Here is a 15,757-nt window from a genome sequence, read left to right as displayed (position 1 = left end):
TCCATCGAGCATTGAAAATAAAAAAACCTCCGGCTTTCCGGAGGTTTTTTCTATTCGGTCATGTCATCTTCCCACTCGAATCGAGTGTCTAGGGCATAAGGGTCATCATCAAAAGGATGTTCCACTTTGCCACGCAAGTATTCGAGTTGATGCTCAAGCATATTGACCGTTTCGTAGTCTCCCTCAGAACAAGCAACGTAAATCTGTTGTTCAAGAGCGGCAATGTTATCTCGGATACCCATGAGAACCCCCTTAAATCATCATCGATTCTCAAAACGATTATAGTCAAGTAATCCAAATTCGATCGGTTGTTTTGTACGGTACCAATTGTGTAAACGATCGCTAAATGACCAGAATTTTTCTGAGCTTCTACGAATCGCAAAATTATCCAATAACTTAACGTAATCGGACTCGTTTTGGATGGCACTAAATTGATCGACAAAATCTTTTACTTGGTTTTCGTTGATCGAGAAAAATGCCGCAGGGTAGCTTCCCACAACGCCGCGTACAATGGTCATATCATCGTTAGCAAAGTCACGGTTACTTTCTTCATCAAACAAGCTAGAGATGTTTGTGTGTGCATTGTTGTGAAGTAAGGTGAACAGTTCATCTTCCCCTGATTGACTTCTCACCATAAGCATAGTGATTTGCGGAACGGTTTTTAGGCCTTCACCACGAACGTGGTCAATACGTTTTAGTTGCTTTTCACTACTCGCAGAAAGAGCCGTGCCTTGAATTTCGTAGCGAGGCAGAAGCACATCTGAAACATGTTCGCTCAACAACTCCACCAACTCCGTTTTTGGATCGTCACTCTTATACTGAACGCTGGTTGGTTGGTTAAACGGCTTCACATTTCGTTGTAAAAAGTCACTCAACTGCGGGCTTTGATCTTTATACCAGCTAGATTGAAGTTCATGGCGCATATCGGCGGGTAACAACGAGATAAAGTTACTTTCGCCTTCTAGACGCAAGAAGTCCATAAACATTCGTGTCATGAGCTGATGGCCGAAGTTACCGTAAACGTCAAACCCAGCAACAAGCAAATAGTGGATACGCTCTAGTAGCGCGTAGTCAAGAATCCACACTGTTTTAGGCTGCTCACCAACTAACCCTTGAACAACAGAAGCACTATCAAAATGGCGGAATATCGTTAATGCCGCATTATGGTTGGTGCCATTACCATCCCAAATTACATCGGTGGATAGGTTTTCACCTTCTTTAAACCAGTTATTAGTGAACTCAGATTTAGCCTCTAGGTAGCGAGCTTGTTGACGCGCGTACTTGACCCAGTTGGTAACAGGTAGCGTGTTACTTTCTTGCTCTGCCGGTAGTTTTAGATTATCAGCCTGAGATCGGTAAAACTCATTTACTTCTGGGATGTCTGCTTTATCTGGATCAAGGAAAAACACCCAAAAGCGATCATTGATAACATTCAATGCCAGTTGGCCACGACAAACTGGGCCTTTGATGTATGCCATTATTGTATTTTGCGCATTATCTAGCATGAACTTAAAGCGCGACTTCACTGGAAGGTCGATGAATGATGTCATCGGGTTTGCAGCAACTTCTGGTTCATAACTCGGTAGCTGACTAACCATGTAATCAGCATCAATAAACCAAGTTTTCCAGTTCTCTATGCGTTGCTTGTTTAACGCGAATGGCATGTGAGTTTTATCTACTATGGTCCCTTGCTCTGGAATAATTCGATAAAACACGCGTTCAACCCCTGGATCATCATACGGGCGACGCGTTGAAATACGTTTTACGGGCTGTCCTGGTGGTGTAGCAGAGCGGACGAGCGTGAAGAATCGGGGATCTTCATCGAGTTCCGAAAAGTAGAGATGAGATAAAAACAAATGCTCATATATATACCTAGCCATCAGCTGATTTTTCAAATCAGAGTGGTTAAGTAATGCTTCGTACTTATCTATTTGCGCTTGCTCATTCTCACTAACAGGTTGGTGAACGTTCATTATTGCGCCGTTTTCCAACCAAGTCATGAGTGTGTGGTATTCACTGTTTGATAGATTTGGCATACCAAAAGGCATGCCCCAGGTTGGGTTATCCTTTTCGTATTGCTCGTATTCTTCAATCGTTGGACAGGTTTGCTCTCGGTCTATCGAAAAGTCAAAGCCTTCTAACTGGACTTGGTCAGGCAATGGGTGGCGCTCTTTTTGCTGTAGCAAACGTGCGATAAGGCCTGCGTCAATGTTGGCTGCCATGCTTTGATCACGTTCGTTGAGAACCGGATGAAAACCCGCATCGCGCCACTCTTGGGTTGTTTCTGCATCTTCGAATAAGCGTGTTGGTGCTGCGGCTGTGAGTCTTGTTCCTTCATATACCAGTGCTTTACTCGCACCACGGTCAATGCCCTCAACAGAAGTGAGCTTAAGCTGACATGGTGCATCGTAGCACGCGTGGCAGACGACACAGCGGTTATCCATAATGGGTTTAACTTCGCTTTGGAAGAAGTTTGCTTGAGGGGTTTCCACGTCAACAGTGCGTTCACGCACGAGCTGTGGACCAAACAGTTGATCATAGTTAAGACCAGCATAGGTTGCACAGCCGGCAAACAAAGTAGCAATGCAAAGTGTAAAAATTAAGCGCAAATTCATTGAGTTATTTTACGTGATTAGAATTTGCATTAATTAAAGCAAAATAAGCGGTCAATTACCAAAAGTTGGGTCAATTAGCGTTAATTTTTCTGTTGATTGTCTGAGCGCTTGAAAATGTAACCCTGGCGGTGGACTGTCTGAATTCTGTCTGTCGGAACGCCTTCGTGAACTAGACGCTTTCTCATTCTGCTCATGTGCATATCGAGTGCTCGATCATGTTCAGTAAATTCACGTTTTAGTACTGTTTCGTAAAGAAAAGGCTTACTAAGTACTTGATCTTGATGGTGAGTGAGAGTTTGCAGCAGCTTAAATTGAATGCTTGTTAATTGAACAGATTTCTTGTTTGGCAAGTAATTGAGTACCACAGAGTGAGTGCGCTTATCTAGTAATAGCTCCTCATCATTATGGTGAACGCCGTTGTGTTGGCATTGGGAAGTTTTTCCATTTGAAACCTTGGAGTCAAGCACACGGGTACCTTAATTATTAATAGTAGTAAAACGTATTATCATTAATATTTATGTAAAAGCAATCAGGTACTTTATGAGCACTGTGATATGCGTAGACAATCTTAATACTTGAGATTACCAGTAGTGATGAATGGTGCGATGGCGCTCTGAACTAAAGTGCTATTGGAGTGCGTATTAGCTACAAATAACGGTGTAATGTTAGGCAAAGATAGAAAGAATTCTCATTTAGTAAATTCGCTTATCCGCTATTTGTGAACTATACATTCTGTTGCAGGAAGCACTTTTCTAATACACACAGAGGTTTATATGACAGCGAAATATGGCGTTAAACGCCGATTAGCGATTCTTGCCGCCGCTTTAATCGGTGCGACAAGTAGCAGTATCGCAGCAGAGAAACCAAATATTCTCGTCATTTGGGGTGATGATATTGGCCAGTCCAATCTCAGTGCTTACACGTTTGGCTTGATGGGGTACAAAACACCAAATATAGATAGTATCGCCAAAGAAGGCATGATGTTCACTGACTATTACGGTGAGCAATCTTGTACAGCGGGCCGTTCTACTTTCATTACGGGCCAAACCGTTCTTAGAACAGGTTTGAGTAAAGTGGGGCTTCCAGGTGCTGATCTTGGCTTGAAGGAAGAGGACGCAACCATTGCCGAAATGCTGAAGCCGATGGGCTATATGACAGGGCAATTTGGTAAAAACCACTTAGGTGATAAAGATGAGCACCTTCCTACTAATCACGGCTTCGATGAATTTTTTGGCAACCTTTATCACTTGAACGCCGAGGAGGAGCCAGAAAACGTCGATTATCCTAAAGATCCTGAGTTTCGTAAAAAGTTCGGTCCGCGCGGCGTTATCCGTTCGTACGCTGATGGCAAAATTGAGGATACAGGACCTCTAACTCGCAAGCGCATGGAAACCGTGGATGAAGAGACGTTAGATGCGGCACTCGACTTTATGGATCGTGCCGTCAAGGCTGAAAAACCTTTCTTTGTCTGGTGGAACGCAACTCGTATGCACTTCCGTACTCATGTGAAAGAAGAGAACTCTGGAAAAACAGGTATCAGCGAGTATGCAGATGGTATGGTCGAGCATGATAACCATGTAGGTCAGCTACTGAAAAAAGTGGATGATTTGGGTATTAAAGACAACACAATCGTCTTTTACTCCACCGATAATGGCCCACACATGAACTCGTGGCCAGATGCAGGTACAACGCCATTCCGTGGAGAGAAAAATACCAACTGGGAAGGTGCGTACCGAGTTCCTGCGATGGTACGTTGGCCGGGTAAAATTAAAGCTGGCTCTGTTTCGAATGATATCATGCATCACATGGACTGGATGCCAACGTTTGTTGCTGCCGCGGGTGATGACAATATCAAAGAGAAATTGCTCAAAGGTTATAGTGCGAATGGTAAGAAATTCAAAGTTCACCTAGACGGCTATAACTTCCTACCATATTTGACTGGTAAAGAGGATAAGGCCCCACGAGAAGAAATTTTTTACTTCTCAGATGATGGAGACTTAACTGCACTTCGCTATAACAAATGGAAGCTGGTCTTTATGGAGCAACGAGCAAAAGGCACGTTGCGTATTTGGGCTGAACCATTCACCACACTTCGTGTTCCTAAGATCTTCAACTTGCGTATGGATCCTTACGAAGTGGCTGATATCACTTCTAACACTTACTACGATTGGATGCTAGACCGTGCTTACATGCTTGTTCCTGCGCAAGCTTACGTAGGCAGATTCCTTGAAACGTTTAAAGAGTTCCCACCAAGGCAAAAAGCAGCAAGCTTCTCGCTCGATCAAGTGATGGAGAAACTAAAAGAGAACCCAAATAAGTAGGAAAAGCTAAGTGAAGTATCACATATAGAAAGAGGCTCATTAACGTGAGCCTCTTTTTTATCTGTAAAATTCTATCTATTAAGGTTTGTAGAAAGCTTGATGACGAAAACGCCTAACGCTTCAATTGACAAGAGTTATAAACAAATTGGTTCGTAGTGGGCTGCCGTTAAGTTGGCTTTGATTTTTTCACGTAGAGCGATGTGGGCTGGGTTGTTTACCTCTCGCTTATGGTAAACGAACTTGTAAGGGATAGAGCGTATCGAAATGGGGCAGGGCAAAATTTGAAGTTTGAGCGCTTTGCTCCACTTGTTTGCAAAAGATTGAGACACGATCCCTAAACTGTCTCTTTGGGCGACATACAGCGCCATGCCCGCTAGCGAAGATGTGATCAAGTCGACTTTTCTTTCTTGAATTGTTTCCTTTGCTAGTTGCTCGAACCCCGACATGTTGTTCCATTTTCCTGAAAATAAACAGTGAGTTTCCTCATAAAATTGCTCTTTTGTGAGCGTGCCGTGTACACGGGGATGGTTCTCACTACAGATAACCACGGCTTCTTCCTCATAAGCATCTTCAATAATAAACGCTGCATCTTTCGTGATCACCGTATCGATTACTAGATCGACTTTTTGTTGTCTTAACAGCTCAAATAATAAGAACTTTTCGGGTGGTGATTCATAAAAAATAGTGTTCTTTATCGGGTCCATAATGTGCAATAAAATTTCGGAACAACACACTTCAAAATGATTCTTATCGGATATCGCATTATCAATGATATTAACCGCTTGCTGGAATTGCGGTAGCAGTTGATAAGCGGTGGATGTTAGTGCAATACCTCGCCCTTTTTTGACAAATAATTGCTTATCGACCACTTGTTCTAAACGCTTTATTGCAGCGCTCACAGCGGGTTGTGTAAGCCCCAATTGTTCCGCGGCTTTCGTATAAGATTGGAACTCCGCGACAACAAGAAAAGTTTGGATCAAATTCAAGTCCATAACGTTACTCATAAATTTAATTTATAGGTTAACTAATTCTGACTGCATTTATCGCCTGAAATTAGTGCTTTATCTTATATCAACAATGGTATTGAAAAGCGAATACCATTTTTACGCACTAGCGAACTCTTGGAGATAATATGAAAAATGCGACCAAAACGAGCAGTAAAAAACTCGTACTTAACGCATGTACGTTAGCATTAGGCGCTGCATCTGCAGTTGCACACGCAGCGGACAAACCCAACATTCTTGTCATCTTTGGTGATGATGTTGGTTACTGGAACCTTAGTACCTACAACCAAGGCATGATGGCGTACAACACGCCGAACATCGATAGCATTGCTAAAGAAGGTGCGAAGTTCACTAACTTCTACGCACAGCAAAGTTCGACAGCAGGCCGTTCTGCATTCATTACCGGTCAAATGCCAAAACGTACTGGTCTATCAAAAGTGGGCTTACCAGGCGCTCCGCAAGGTATCTCGGAAAAAGATCCAACGATTGCAACCGTGCTTAAGCAAATGGGTTATGCAACCGGACAATTTGGTAAGAACCATTTAGGCGACCGAGACGAACACCTTCCTACCAACCACGGTTTTGATGAGTTTTTCGGCAACCTATATCACTTGAACGCGGAAGAAGAGCCAGAGAACGTGGATTATCCTAAAGATCCAGAGTTCAAGAAGAAATTTGGCCCTCGTGGCGTAATCCACTCTTACGCTGACGGCAAAATTGAAGATACCGGTCCACTTACGCGTAAGCGTATGGAAAATGTTGACGGTGAATTCCTTGATGCTGCGGAAACCTTCATAGAAAAACAAGTAAAAGCGGATAAGCCGTTCTTTACTTGGTTTAACACCACTCGCATGCACAACTTCACGCATGTTCCTGAAGAATACAAAGGTAAAACAGGTGCTGGTTTCTACGCGGATGGTGTTAAGCAGCACGATGATCAAATCGGTCAGCTACTTAATAAGATCAAAGAGTTGGGTGTGGATGACAATACAATCATTGTTTACACCACTGACAACGGTCCTATGGTTGATTTGTGGCCTGATGCAGGGATGACACCATTCCGCTCTGAGAAAAACACTGGCTGGGAAGGCAGTTTCCGTGTGCCGATGTTGATTAAATGGCCAGGAAACATCGAAGCAGGTAAAACGTTCAACGGCATGATGTCATTAGAGGACTTCTTCCCGACATTGGTTGCTGCAGCGGGTGACACCAAAGTTAAAGATGAATTACTAAAAGGCAAGAAAGTTGGTGATATGGACTATAAAGTTCACCTAGATGGTTATAACCAACTGCCATATCTAACGGGTAAATCAGACAAATCTGCTCGTAATGAGTTCGTTTACTGGAGCGATGACGGCGATCTTGTGGCATTACGCCAAGGAAAGTACAAGTTCCACTTTATGATTCAAGAGAATGAAACGGGCATGGATGTATGGCGCAAGCCGTTTACTAAACTTCGTGTTCCATTGATCTTCGACTTGAGTATCGACCCATTCGAACGTGGTGACCAAGGTATGGGTTACTCTCGTTGGATGTACGAGCGTTCATTCCTAATGATGCCAGCGGTAGAGAAAGTGAAAGAGGTAATGGGTACGTTTAAAGAGTTCCCACCTCGCATGGAAGCAGGTTCATTCGTACCTAAGTCTTCTAAGTAATAAAGAACATCGATAATCCATAGCGCTTTTCGGAGCGCTATATACCCAAATAGCTTCACTCTTGTGGTACAAAGCTCACGAGGTTATTTGGGTATATTTAATAGTGAGAAACGTATGAGTAAGATTTCCCCTCGCCATTCTACTACCATGCCTATTGTTCCTCTTAAAACGGCGTCTAAATCACCGGTTCCGGAGGCGTATGACCGTCGATTCCATGTGATGGCAAAGCCGGGCGGAGCAAAATGCAACATCGATTGTCAGTACTGCTTTTATCTGCATAAAGAAAATCTACTGCACCAAGAAAAGCAGCCAAAAATGGACGACGCAACATTGGAAGCGTTCGTGAAAAGCTACATCGAAAGTCAGGATGGCGAAGAAATTGTTTTCTCATGGCAGGGTGGGGAGCCAACGCTGCTTGGGCTGGACTATTTCCGTAATGTCGTAGCTCTGCAAAAGAAACATCAGCCGAAAGGCGTTCGCATTGAAAACGACCTTCAGACCAACGGCATTTTGCTAAACGATGAGTGGTGTGCGTTTTTAAAAGAACACAACTTCCTAGTTGGCTTGTCGATTGATGGGCCACGAGAGCTGCACGACAAATATCGCAAAACCCGCAGCGGTAAGCCGACGTTTGATCTGGTGATGAAAGCGGTAGATAAGCTCCAAGCGCATGGCGTGAAATTCAACGCGTTGGTCACGGTGAATCGTCACAACGCGAAATACCCGCTCGAAGTATATCGATTTTTAACCCAAGAATTGGGTGTGACTTATATTCAGTTTGCGCCGGTGGTAGAAGCCAACAACTTCCAAACAACCGCGCCGCAGTTTTGGAACGAACAGATGATCCCAACCAAAGGCAGTGATCTGGCTAAACCGGGGCATCCAATGTCGATTGTAACGGATTGGTCAGTCGATCCTGAAGACTGGGGACGCTTTTTAATGGCGACCTTTGAAGAGTGGGTGAATAACGATCTTGGCCGTGTGCTGGTTAATCTGTTTGAAACCGCGGTGGCGCAAGTAATGGGGAAACCGTCTCAGCTTTGCGTGACGGCGGAGTTTTGTGGCAAAGGGTTGGCGATTGAGCACAATGGCGACGTGTTCAGTTGCGACCACTATGTGTATCCAGAATACAAACTCGCCAACATTCATGAACACTCACTGAATGAAATGGCCTTCTCTACAAGACAATATACTTTTGGCATGGCAAAACGCGATTCATTGCCGACGTATTGTAAGCAATGCCCTTACTTGCCTTATTGTTGGGGTGAGTGCCCAAAAAACCGTTTGATCAAAACGCCGAATGGTGAGAGTGGTCTAAACTATTTGTGTTCGGGAATCAAAATGTTCTTTGATTATGCGTTACCGATGTTGGTTGGTCTTGCACAACTTCTCCAATCTCAAGAACCGCAAAGATAACATAGTGAATATAACCTTAAGTTATTTCATTTGTTCTTATACTTAACTATCGAAAAGACGGCTTAAACCATTGAAAAGGTATCCTATGAACCACGCACAACAAGCGATAAAAGAACTCATCGAACAAACAGAAAAAAGCGTCATTGGACAAAGCCACGTGGTTCGAGCTTTAGTCATCGGGTTATTAACAAATGGGCATATTCTGCTAGAAGGTTTACCGGGAACGGCAAAAACACGTTCCGTAAAATCGTTGGCGAACTTGTTAAACACCAGTTTTGGTCGAATCCAGTTTACGCCGGATCTTTTACCATCTGACGTGACGGGTACTGAGGTTTATCAAGAGCTGGATGGTAAGCCGCAACTCCACTTTCAACCTGGGCCCATTTTTAACAGCATTGTACTTGCTGATGAGGTCAACCGTGCACCTGCCAAAGTACAAGCGGCACTGCTTGAAGCCATGGCCGAAGGCACAATCACAGTAGGCGATAAAACTCACGTATTGCCAGACTTATTTATGGTGCTTGCAACGCAAAACCCAGTAGAGCAAGAGGGCACGTACCCACTGCCAGAAGCGCAAATGGACCGCTTTATCATGAAGGTTACCGTCGATTATCCAGAAGATGACGCAGAACGTGACATCATTCGTTTGGTGCGCAGTGAAGAATTGGGTGCGGAAACCAGCAGCGAAACTATTACGCCAAAACACATCGAGCCAGACGTGGTGCTAGAAGCGCGTCGTCAGTTACCAAACATCGTGGTATCAGACCTAGTGGAAAACTACATCGTTGCGTTAGTGATGGCGACTCGTAAGCCAGAGCGTTATGCCGATTCAAACTTAGCAAAATGGATTGAGATTGGCTCTAGTCCTCGTGCTTCTATCGCACTCGACAAATGCGCTCGTGCGTATGCGTGGATGCAAGGACGTGACCACGTTACTCCTGACGATGTGCGTGCCATGGTTCCGTCTGTATTGGGCCACCGTTTTTCTTTGACCTACGATGCACTGGCAGATGGGGTCGATCATCAACGAGTCGTACAAGAGCTGCTAGACTGTGTAGAAATTGGGTAAGTGGGAGGCATTATGGCTAAGCCAACTCTTGCGCCAAAATCACAGGGGATGGATCCCCGTTTGTACTGCGATTATGCTCGTTTAGTACGTCTGCAAGCACAAGCAGAATCATTCAGTTTACTTCCTCATCTAAAAGCGGGTAGCGTACTCTCTGGCCGACACAATTCGTTGTTTCGCGGTCGTGGATTGAACTTCGAAGAGCTGCGCCATTACCAATTGGGTGACGATATTCGTAACCTTGATTGGAAAGTTACGATGCGTACAGGTAAGCCGCACGTGCGCAGCTATACAGAAGAAAAAGATCGCAACGTAATCGTGTGTGTCGACCAGAGAAGCACAATGTTTTTTGCTTCGACGCAAGTAATGAAATCAGTTGTCGCGGCAGAGATCGCAGCGATGTGTGGGTGGCGAGTATTAAAAGATGGCGACCGAGTCGGTTTTGTCATCGCATCCCCGCAGGCGTTGTTTCACAGCAAGGCACAGCGTTCGCAAAACGATCTTCTGGCGCAACTTAAACGTCTCGCTAAAGCCAATCAATCGCTCAATGTGGACTCCTGCAATTCCGAAAAAGTAACGTTCAGTAAATGGATTGAGCTTATTAAACGCATGAAGCTCAAGCAATCCACTTTGATTTTTATCAGCGACTGGAGCGACTGCGAGGAGCACCACCTTGATCACCTTAAACAGCTACAACAGCACAACGATGTTCTTGCAGTGATGGTCAGTGACCCATTAGAACAAGCGCTACCAGACGATTTGGCAAAATCGAAATGGGTGGTTGGTGACGGGCAGTATCAACTCAATTTAGACAGCAAAGCAAAGGTAGAAGCTGCGAGCGCAAAGCTTGAGGCTCGAACTAGCTTACAGCGTCAATCACTCTCTCAACTTATGGCGATGAAACACCTTCCGCACATCGAACTCGATACGACAGGTGAGCACATTAAACAATTCCAAAAACTGGTAGGAGGGCGTTAAATGAGTGATCTTCCTACACCTCCAAGTACCTACATACTCAGAGAGCTGCATGATGTGGCCGTACCATCTAGCGTGAGTTGGTACCCGCAAACTATTGGCTGGAAAATTTTAGCGGCGGTTGCGTTCATTGCATTGGTATATTTCGCATATCGCTTGGCTCGGCAATGGTGGCATAATCGTTACCGAAAAGAAGCTCTACTGGCGATTTCGCAAATCAACCCGAGCGACAAAGACATGCCAAAAGTATTGTTCTCTGTGCTTAAAATAGTGCTGATTCATATTGATAGCCGCAACGCGAAATTGTTTGATACCGCCTTTCTGCGCAAGCTCGATGCGCTGTATCCGCAAACCAGAGACTCTCAAGCAAACTCGCAAATGGTTTTTAACGATGAGCTTTCAAAGTGCTGGCTACAAAGTATTGTTGACCCAAGCGTTACGCTAACCAACGAAGAGCGAGTAACGCTTATTGCTCGTGCGAAAAACTGGGTGAGTGAGCACCGTTGTGATGCTCAAAAAAGCGCGGCAAATAAATCACCACGATTGAAACGCAAAGCACATCAGGGAGGTCAACATGAATGATCTTCTTGCATCGATAACTGGTTTGTCTGGTTTTGAATTTGCTCACCCAATGTGGTTTCTGGTTTTGCCCTTGCCGTTGGTGGTGTACTACTTGGTGCCTGCATATCGCACTAAGCAAATGGCGATCAAAGTGCCGTTTTTTAGTCAGCTGGTGGAAGCGATTGGCGAGACGCCATCAGAAGGTGCAAGCCAGTTGATCCCGAGTTGGTGGCAACGAGCAACGTTAATTCTCTCATGGCTTTTGGTGGTGTGTGCGATGGCAAAACCCACCGTATTAGGCGAGCCTCAAGTTCGCGAGAGTTTAGGGCGCGATGTGATGGTGGTGGTGGATCTTTCGGGCTCCATGGCCGAGCCAGATTTCACCTCACGTACAGGCGAAAAAATTTCTCGTCTTGATGCGGCAAAAGAAGTGCTGTCGGAGTTTGTTCAGTCTCGTAAAGGTGACCGATTAGGCTTGGTGCTTTTTGGTGATGCTGCTTTCGTGCAAACGCCATTTACCGCAGACCAAAAAGTGTGGCTCGAACTGCTTAACCAAACCGATGTGGCAATGGCAGGGCAGAGTACCCATCTTGGTGATGCGATTGGCTTAGCGATTAAAGTTTTTGAGCAAAGCGATAAGTCGCGTGGTGCTTTAGAACAAGATCAAAACCGTGAAAAAGTCGCGATTGTATTAACCGATGGTAACGACACGGGCAGTTTTGTTGAACCGATTGATGCGGCGAAAGTTGCGAAAGCCAAAGGCGTGAGAGTGCACGTGATTGCGATGGGTGATCCGGAAACGATAGGTGAAACCGCGTTGGATATGGACACAATTCATCGCATTGCGAAAGAATCCGGCGGTGAAGCGTTTGAAGCACTCAACCGTGATGAACTATCGGCTGCCTACGACGAAATTGGCAAACTGGAACCTCAACTTTACGAAAGCACTACATACCGCCCAAAACAAAGCCTTCATCATTATTTGATGGCGTTAGTGGTCATCATGCATTTGCTCGCGTTCAGCGTCGCAACACTCAAAAGAAGGGCTGTTACACGATCATCATTAGGAGAGAGCGATGTTTGATTCTCTTAGTTGGACGCAATTCTTTACGCAGTTTCATTTTATTCGACCACTGTGGTTACTGGCTTTGGTCCCCATGTTTTTCTTGGTGTGGTTACGCTGGCGAGAAGAAAGCAAGCCAAGCTGGAAGGATATTCTGCCCGAACATTTACGCAATGCTTTGACGATAGGTGAGCGAGGCTGGCGTAAGCAACTGCCGCTTAAGCTCTTGATGCTGATTGTGTTCATCGCCATTGTGATTTGTGCAGGCCCAACGTGGCAACGTGAATCTTCCCCCTTTGGCGAAGATAAAGCCTCTATGCTTGTGGTGCTTGATAACAGCGACTCGATGCTGCAAAAAGATCTCCCACCAAGCCGCCTTGAGCGTTCCAAACAGAAAATACGCGATTTGCTAGCCGCGCGAAAAGGCGGAAAAACGGGTTTAGTCGTGTTCGCGGGCAGTGCTCATGTCGCGATGCCTATAACTCAAGACAGCAAAGTATTTGACCCGTTTTTGGCGGCCATTACGCCAGAAATTATGCCCGTGCAAGGTAAGCTTGCCGAAAAAGCATTGCCGTTAATTGACCAACAATTGCAAGGTCAACCAGGCTCCACTGTTCTGTTGGTGAGTGACGGCGTGAACCCGGCCACGATTGAGCAATACCAAGCGTATTTCTCGGGCAAACCTTATCAACTGTTAATTCTTGCGGCAGGGAATGCTGACATTGTGAGTAACAACCCAATGGATTTGGATTCTCTACAAAAACTGGCTAGTCAGACTAACGGTCGATTGGTGGAAGTGACCGTCGATAATAGTGATATCGAGCAACTGAATCGATACGTTGAGCGCAATATGCAGCTTAATGGCGAATCTTCAATGCCTTGGAAAGACATGGGATATCAGCTTCTGTTCCCAATCGCGCTGATCATGATGCTGTGGTTTAGAAAAGGGTGGTTAGTGCAGTGGTGCGTGATTGTAATGGTGAGCGGCACGTTATTGATGCCAACCAGTGCGTTGGCGGAGAACATTTCTGTTAAAGCCGAGCAGCCACAAGTTGTGCAAAAAGTGACGGCTTTCGACAAGGTAGCGCAATGGTGGTGGGATTTGTGGCTAACGCCAGACCAACAAGGACAGCGTTTGTTTAACAAACAAGCGTATTTAGAAGCCGCGAAACACTTTGTCAATCCATTACGCAAAGGCACGGCGTACTACTACGCTAGCGAGTTTGAACTCGCCCACAGTGCGTTTTTGGAAATGCAAAACGACCCGTCCGAAGAGGTTCGAGATTACGGTCTTTATAATGCGGCGAGTGCATTGGCGCGTCAGCGTGAATATTTGGCTGCACGTGACTTGTTAAAATCCCTAGCCAACAAGCCAACGTTGAGCGAGAGGCTAAGACCGGATGTTGAGCATAACTTGAAAGTGATTGGTGGTATTGTAGAGGACATCAACCGGATGAGTGAGAGTCAGGCAGGAACAGAGCAAGAAGCATCAACCGAGCTAGGCGATAACCCTCAAACCGCAGAAGGGGCGGATGAAAAAACGTCAGCGGAGTTGATGATTAAAGAGACGTTAAATGCAGACGACATCATAGGTAGCCAAGAATTAGCCGACAAATGGTTAAAGCGAGTCGAAGCGGATCCTAAATACTTCTTAAATGCGAAGTTTCAGATTCAATTGCGTTCAATAGAAACCGGAGAATCAACCTCTACTGCGAGCGAAAATACAGAGGAGGCGGTGCAATGATGAAAAGCCACCGTTTTACGCCCTTTGCTTTACCCTTGTGGGTAGTTATCTGTTTCGGTTTCCTCCTGAGCAGTAGTGTGTTAGCTCAAGATATTCGTGACGTTCAACGAGAGCATGGTGTAGAGTTACAAGCGTGGGTTGGTCAACAACCAACGGCTGGAGAGAAGCGTAAAACACCAAGCTTTAGCGTCAATGAGCAAGTTATTTTAACCATCGAAGTGGCAACCCCGCGTTGGTTTACGGGGGGTACGAGAATTGGCAATATTGAAATGCCCAATGTTATCGCCAAACAGCGTAATCAACTAGCAACCAACTTTACTGAGCAAAAAGAGGGGCAAACTTGGTCGCGTCAACGCTGGGAAGTGACTTTGTATCCTCAAGCTTCTGGTGATTTTGTGATTCCACCTGTCGCAGTGGGCGTTCAGGTGTCTGCGCCGGACGGCGAGAAGGTGTCAGGCACACTTTACACGCAGCCGATTAAGTTCAAAACCGCCTTGCCATCGGGCCTGCTGAGTGGTGAGACACCTTGGTTTTCTGCAACAGATGTAGAGGTAAAGCAAGAGTGGGATACCTCCACTGAGTCACTCAAAGTTGGGGATGCAATCACGCGTAAAATCACCATTTCGGCTCAAGATTCACTATCTGTATTGCTACCAGACTTGTTGAAAGGAGAATCAACAACCCGTTATCAAGCGTATCCTCAACCCCACCGTTTGACAGATACGCAAACACGTGGTGATTACCAGTCAACACGCACAGAAGAGAGCGTGTACGTGATTCAACAAGGTGGTGAATTAACCCTGCCTGATTATGAGTTTCGTTGGTGGAACAGTAAGACTCAGCAAGTGGAAACGGTGATGTTAGAGGGCAAAACATTTGCTGCGAAGCACACGTTGAAATCCTTCATCAAAACGTACTTTGCATGGATTGTATCCACGCTTGTATTTCTGGGTTTTGTGATTATTTCATTGGTAGCCATTAAACGTTACTACCGCAACAGACCGACACCAGCATGGCTGACGTTCCACCGTTTGTTAAAGGCTAAACGTTGGTCTGAAGCAAGGACCATATTGTACAAACAATTGCGTTTAAATACGGCCGAGCTAGAAATGACCAAAGCCGATACGAGTGAATCGTGGCAAAAAAGTGCGTCGCGAATGCAAAATGGTGAAAATAGCGCTCATTTACTGAAGTCGATGTGGCGCAAAGTCCAGACCAAACAAAAACGCTTTAAATTCCGTATTCCGCGAGCGTTACCAGAACTGGACAAAGTCATTGGAAGAGATGGCAATGAATAAAACGGGGCGCTAATATAGCGCCTCGTTTTTATTAGAGAA

At 45.3% G+C, this 15,757-nt stretch carries 13 protein-coding genes; 9 read left to right on the top strand and 4 right to left on the bottom strand.

Annotation, left to right across the window (positions count from 1 at the left end; genetic code table 11):
- Positions 1–50: 50 nt before the first annotated feature.
- The 3 genes from R7H07_RS01350 to R7H07_RS01340 all read right to left on the bottom strand — a co-directional run bounded on the left by R7H07_RS01350 (position 51) and on the right by R7H07_RS01340 (position 3,082).
- Positions 51–242, bottom strand: coding sequence for a hypothetical protein (locus R7H07_RS01350; protein ID WP_005376565.1), 192 nt, complete (start codon positions 240–242; stop codon positions 51–53).
- Between the two features lie 18 nt (positions 243–260).
- Positions 261–2,615: a fatty acid cis/trans isomerase gene (locus R7H07_RS01345; protein ID WP_206958799.1), complete on the bottom strand. Its 2,355-nt coding sequence runs from the start codon at positions 2,613–2,615 to the stop codon at positions 261–263.
- 80 nt (positions 2,616–2,695) lie between these two features.
- Positions 2,696–3,082, bottom strand: coding sequence for a winged helix-turn-helix domain-containing protein (locus R7H07_RS01340; protein WP_206958800.1), 387 nt, complete (start codon positions 3,080–3,082; stop codon positions 2,696–2,698).
- Between the two features lie 306 nt (positions 3,083–3,388).
- Here R7H07_RS01340 and R7H07_RS01335 point away from each other — a divergent pair, with 306 nt between their 5' ends.
- Positions 3,389–4,936: an arylsulfatase gene (locus R7H07_RS01335; RefSeq protein ID WP_005376560.1), complete on the top strand. Its 1,548-nt coding sequence runs from the start codon at positions 3,389–3,391 to the stop codon at positions 4,934–4,936.
- Between the two features lie 134 nt (positions 4,937–5,070).
- On the opposite strand, the gene R7H07_RS01330 is transcribed toward R7H07_RS01335, so the two are convergent.
- Positions 5,071–5,928 carry a LysR family transcriptional regulator gene (locus R7H07_RS01330; protein WP_017635364.1) on the bottom strand — a complete coding sequence of 286 codons (858 nt, stop codon included), beginning with the start codon at positions 5,926–5,928 and terminating at the stop codon, positions 5,071–5,073.
- A gap of 140 nt (positions 5,929–6,068) precedes the next feature.
- Between R7H07_RS01330 and R7H07_RS01325 the strand changes: the two genes are divergently transcribed.
- The 8 genes from R7H07_RS01325 to R7H07_RS01290 all read left to right on the top strand — a co-directional run bounded on the left by R7H07_RS01325 (position 6,069) and on the right by R7H07_RS01290 (position 15,718).
- Entirely contained in the window at positions 6,069–7,595 is a 1,527-nt protein-coding gene (locus R7H07_RS01325) for an arylsulfatase (RefSeq protein WP_047008268.1), read from the top strand.
- 114 nt (positions 7,596–7,709) lie between these two features.
- On the top strand, positions 7,710–9,011 hold the full coding sequence (locus R7H07_RS01320; RefSeq protein WP_065275239.1) for an anaerobic sulfatase maturase: 1,302 nt from the start codon (positions 7,710–7,712) through the stop codon (positions 9,009–9,011).
- Positions 9,012–9,096: 85 nt separating this feature from the next.
- Positions 9,097–10,080, top strand: a complete 984-nt coding sequence (locus R7H07_RS01315; protein ID WP_206958802.1) for an AAA family ATPase — start codon at positions 9,097–9,099, stop codon at positions 10,078–10,080.
- A 12-nt stretch (positions 10,081–10,092) separates the two neighbouring features.
- Positions 10,093–11,055: a DUF58 domain-containing protein gene (locus R7H07_RS01310; protein ID WP_053349173.1), complete on the top strand. Its 963-nt coding sequence runs from the start codon at positions 10,093–10,095 to the stop codon at positions 11,053–11,055.
- Positions 11,056–11,634, top strand: coding sequence for a DUF4381 domain-containing protein (locus R7H07_RS01305; RefSeq protein WP_017635361.1), 579 nt, complete (start codon positions 11,056–11,058; stop codon positions 11,632–11,634).
- The gene (locus R7H07_RS01300; RefSeq protein ID WP_065275241.1) at positions 11,627–12,697 is read left to right on the top strand and encodes a vWA domain-containing protein; all 1,071 of its coding nucleotides are present in this window, start codon (positions 11,627–11,629) and stop codon (positions 12,695–12,697) included. The genes R7H07_RS01305 and R7H07_RS01300 overlap by 8 nt, the downstream gene beginning before the upstream one ends.
- Positions 12,690–14,420: a VWA domain-containing protein gene (locus tag R7H07_RS01295; protein ID WP_065275242.1), complete on the top strand. Its 1,731-nt coding sequence runs from the start codon at positions 12,690–12,692 to the stop codon at positions 14,418–14,420. The genes R7H07_RS01300 and R7H07_RS01295 overlap by 8 nt, the downstream gene beginning before the upstream one ends.
- Positions 14,417–15,718, top strand: a complete 1,302-nt coding sequence (locus R7H07_RS01290; RefSeq protein WP_065275243.1) for a BatD family protein — start codon at positions 14,417–14,419, stop codon at positions 15,716–15,718. Before R7H07_RS01295 ends, R7H07_RS01290 begins: the two co-directional genes overlap by 4 nt.
- Positions 15,719–15,757 lie beyond the last annotated feature (39 nt).

The sequence above is a fragment of the Vibrio sp. Vb1127 genome (assembly GCF_033338735.1).
GTDB classification, from domain to species: domain Bacteria; phylum Pseudomonadota; class Gammaproteobacteria; order Enterobacterales; family Vibrionaceae; genus Vibrio; species Vibrio alginolyticus.
Note: the sequence above shows the minus strand (reverse complement) of the source record. Positions and strands in the feature narration are given on the sequence as shown.

What these genes read in the sequence shown, in the direction of transcription:
- R7H07_RS01350 (WP_005376565.1), bottom strand. Translation starts at nt 242, where the DNA reads ATGGGTATCCGAGATAACATTGCCGCTCTTGAACAACAGATTTACGTT.
- R7H07_RS01345 (WP_206958799.1), bottom strand. Translation starts at nt 2,615, where the DNA reads ATGAATTTGCGCTTAATTTTTACACTTTGCATTGCTACTTTGTTTGCC.
- R7H07_RS01335 (WP_005376560.1), top strand. Translation starts at nt 3,389, where the DNA reads ATGACAGCGAAATATGGCGTTAAACGCCGATTAGCGATTCTTGCCGCC.
- R7H07_RS01330 (WP_017635364.1), bottom strand. Translation starts at nt 5,928, where the DNA reads ATGGACTTGAATTTGATCCAAACTTTTCTTGTTGTCGCGGAGTTCCAA.
- R7H07_RS01325 (WP_047008268.1), top strand. Translation starts at nt 6,069, where the DNA reads ATGAAAAATGCGACCAAAACGAGCAGTAAAAAACTCGTACTTAACGCA.
- R7H07_RS01320 (WP_065275239.1), top strand. Translation starts at nt 7,710, where the DNA reads ATGAGTAAGATTTCCCCTCGCCATTCTACTACCATGCCTATTGTTCCT.
- R7H07_RS01315 (WP_206958802.1), top strand. Translation starts at nt 9,097, where the DNA reads ATGAACCACGCACAACAAGCGATAAAAGAACTCATCGAACAAACAGAA.
- R7H07_RS01310 (WP_053349173.1), top strand. Translation starts at nt 10,093, where the DNA reads ATGGCTAAGCCAACTCTTGCGCCAAAATCACAGGGGATGGATCCCCGT.
- R7H07_RS01305 (WP_017635361.1), top strand. Translation starts at nt 11,056, where the DNA reads ATGAGTGATCTTCCTACACCTCCAAGTACCTACATACTCAGAGAGCTG.
- R7H07_RS01300 (WP_065275241.1), top strand. Translation starts at nt 11,627, where the DNA reads ATGAATGATCTTCTTGCATCGATAACTGGTTTGTCTGGTTTTGAATTT.
- R7H07_RS01295 (WP_065275242.1), top strand. Translation starts at nt 12,690, where the DNA reads ATGTTTGATTCTCTTAGTTGGACGCAATTCTTTACGCAGTTTCATTTT.
- R7H07_RS01290 (WP_065275243.1), top strand. Translation starts at nt 14,417, where the DNA reads ATGATGAAAAGCCACCGTTTTACGCCCTTTGCTTTACCCTTGTGGGTA.